This window comes from Anaeromusa sp., assembly GCF_028691475.1.
Classification (GTDB): Bacteria; Bacillota; Negativicutes; order Anaeromusales; family Anaeromusaceae; genus Anaeromusa.
Window position 1 is genome coordinate 1 of record NZ_JAQUZF010000201.1, and the last position, 2,961, is coordinate 2,961.

The following is a 2,961-nucleotide window of genomic DNA, read 5'->3' on the forward strand; positions in this document are numbered from 1 at the left end:
GACGCTCTTCCGATCTAGAGGAACAATTTAGTCCTTTCCTCCTGGGCGTCCAAGAAAATGGCCTCTGGCGAACCTTCTTCCACAATCTTCCCTTCATCCATAAAGAGTACTCGATTGCCCACTTCCCGAGCAAAGCCCATTTCATGCGTAACCACGACCATGGTCATGCCTTCCCGCGCCAACGTCTTCATAACTTCCAGCACTTCCTTGACCATTTCCGGATCCAGCGCCGAAGTCGGCTCGTCAAAAAGCATTACCTTCGGCCGCATAGCCAAGGCCCTCGCAATAGCCACCCGCTGCTGCTGTCCGCCGGACAGTTGCTCCGGATAGACCTCCGCCTTCTCCTGCAAGCCTACCTTGTCCAAAAGCGCGCGAGCCATAGTCTCCGCTTCTCCCTTGGGCAGCTTGCGCACTTGCATAGGGCCCAGCATAACATTCTCCAGCACATTCATATTGGGAAAGAGGTTGAAGCGCTGAAACACCATGCCCACTTCCGCCCGGACTGCATTAATATTCGATTTCTTAGACAGCGTCATGCCGTCTACAATCACTTCGCCCTCTGTCGGCTCTTCCAGATAGTTGATGCAGCGCAGCATCGTACTCTTGCCGCAGCCGGACGGTCCAATAACGACTACCACTTCGCCTTCGGCTACTTCTACGTCGATTCCTTTTAAGACATGCAGCTTGCCAAAATGTTTGTGGAGCCCCTTAATGCTTATCATCGATCTTGTACCTCCGCTCCAAATAGGCCACTAAACGGGAAATGCTCAAGGTCATCACCAAATAAATAAAGGCTACCGTCAGCCAAATTTCAAAGGAACCATAGGTTCTGGCAATAATCAACTGCCCTCGGCGTGTCAACTCTTCAAAGCCAATCACCGAAACCAAGGACGAGTCTTTCAACATGGCGATAAACTCATTGCCCAACGGGGGAATAACCCTCTTGAACGCCTGCGGCAAAACGATGAAGCGCATGGTCTGCCACCAGGTCATCCCTAAGGAACGCCCTGCTTCCATCTGCCCTTTATCAATGGACTGAATACCGCCCCGAAAAATCTCTGCCACATACGCTCCGCTATTAATACTGCAAGCCGTAATCGCTGCGATAAAGGGATCAATCCGCTGTCCGATAATAATGGGCAAGGCAAAATAAATCAAAAAGATTTGCACCAACAGCGGCGTGCCACGGATAAAATCTACATACACCGCCGCAAAAGAACGAATCACCCACATTTTAGACAGCCGCGCCATACCCATAAAAACGCCGATGACCAGGCCAAAACCCACGCTCAACGCCGTAATCTGGATGGTAACCCCCGCGCCCAGCAGCAACAACGGAAAGGAACGCGTCACCAGGTCAAAATCAAAATTCATGATATCCTTCCTTTTTTCCCATTAGGCTGCAACCGCAAAAAAGCAAAGACATCTTCATTCCGAGCGCCAGCAGCCATTACCGCGCTCCTTTGAGTCTTTGCGTTCCCCTTTTGGGGCCAGCCCTACGTATAAAATTGATAGAATAATTATAAATGCATATGCATAACAGTGTCAAGGAAGCCACTTTAGGAAACAAATGACGGATATTAACAGGAGTAGAGGGAGTAAATGGAGGGTTCCGTTTTATTCGTAATGGCGTACAGCAGCACTTACGTCCGATCTGAAACAAAAGCAATCAAAAAAGCTCGCAAATAGAATATCCGTAAATCAATAAAATTAAGATCCGTACCCTCACTCTACTCACTTTACTCCTGTTTTATAAAACCGTACCCCACTCCTAAATCTTCACCATTTTATTCTTAATGGCATACAATACCGCTTGCGTCCGGTCCGAAACATGGAGTTTGCGGAAAATATTCGTCAAATGATTTTTTACCGTTTTCTCGCTCAGAAAGAGCTTCTGCGCCACTTCCTGGTTGCTCATGCCTTGGCAAATAAGCTCCAGCACGTCCAATTCCCGGTACGTCAGCCGCTCTTCCTTGCGACGCTCGTAAATGCGCGTCGTCTCCAACAAGCGCTCTTCCTGGCGATTGATTTCGCCCAGCAGTTTGCCCGCAAGAGTCGGGTAAATAAAGGTCTCGCCGGCGGCAACCACCTTCAGCGCCTGAATCAGCATGGACGGTTCCACATCTTTTAAAAGATAACCGGCTGCGCCCGCCTTGACCAATTCCACCACATAGTTTTGATCATCATGAATCGTCAAAACTACAATTTTCACAGGCGAACCAGCCTCTTTGAGACGCCGCGTCACTTCAAGACCGTTCCCCTTGGGCATATTCACATCCAGCAGCAGCACATCGGGATGCAGCTCCTCTACCTGGCGAACCGCCTCTTCTCCATCTGCCGCTTCCCCCAGCACCGTCAGTTCCGGTTCCAGTTCCAGCACATTGCGAATTCCCTGTCGCAACAACGCATGGTCGTCCGCAATTACAACTCGAATGGTCATATACTCCTCCACCTTGCTCCCTGTCGCTATGTATTCATAACTATGTAAAAGCATGTCATATTTATTATAGCTGATTCGTTGAATTACTGCATCAAGAATAAAAGAATTCTCCAATAAAGAGCTTGCAAACACACCTACACTCGGTGCTATTAGGCATTTTAACCCAAAACCACCCGAGCTGTCAAAAATATAACCACTTCGGTATCCTCTTTTTCATGATACTGATTACGAAATAACGCGCCTAGCACCGGCAGCTCCGCCAAAAAAGGCAGGCGGCTGATGGCTTTCGTTTCTGAACGGCCAATTAAGCCGCCAATCACCATCGTTTGTCCGTCATGAAGGCGCACTTGCGTGTCCGCCTCACGCTTGCTGAAGCGATACGCCGGCGGCGTCAGCTGCGTCTCCAATTGCGGCGTACTTACCTCTGTATGCACGGCCGCCGTAATCTGCCCGTCCGCCTGCACCTGCGGCGTATAGCGCAAAATAATCCCCACATCCCGATAATCGTATGTTACTGTAGT

The 2,961-nt window shown here is 49.6% G+C and carries 4 protein-coding genes; all 4 read right to left on the minus strand.

Annotation, left to right across the window (positions count from 1 at the left end; translation table 11 throughout):
- Nucleotides 1–14: 14 nt before the first annotated feature.
- A complete protein-coding gene (locus PHF27_RS14190) occupies nt 15–722 on the minus strand; it encodes an amino acid ABC transporter ATP-binding protein (RefSeq protein WP_300071499.1) in 708 nt (235 codons plus the stop codon).
- Nucleotides 709–1,374: an amino acid ABC transporter permease gene (locus PHF27_RS14195; protein ID WP_300071501.1), complete on the minus strand. Its 666-nt coding sequence runs from the start codon at nt 1,372–1,374 to the stop codon at nt 709–711. The genes PHF27_RS14190 and PHF27_RS14195 overlap by 14 nt, the downstream gene beginning before the upstream one ends.
- 397 nt (nt 1,375–1,771) lie before the next feature.
- Nucleotides 1,772–2,440: a response regulator transcription factor gene (locus PHF27_RS14200; RefSeq protein WP_300071503.1), complete on the minus strand. Its 669-nt coding sequence runs from the start codon at nt 2,438–2,440 to the stop codon at nt 1,772–1,774.
- A gap of 158 nt (nt 2,441–2,598) precedes the next feature.
- Nucleotides 2,599–2,961 (minus strand): type II and III secretion system protein (locus PHF27_RS14205; protein ID WP_300071506.1); only part of this gene is annotated, 363 nt, incomplete at its 5' end.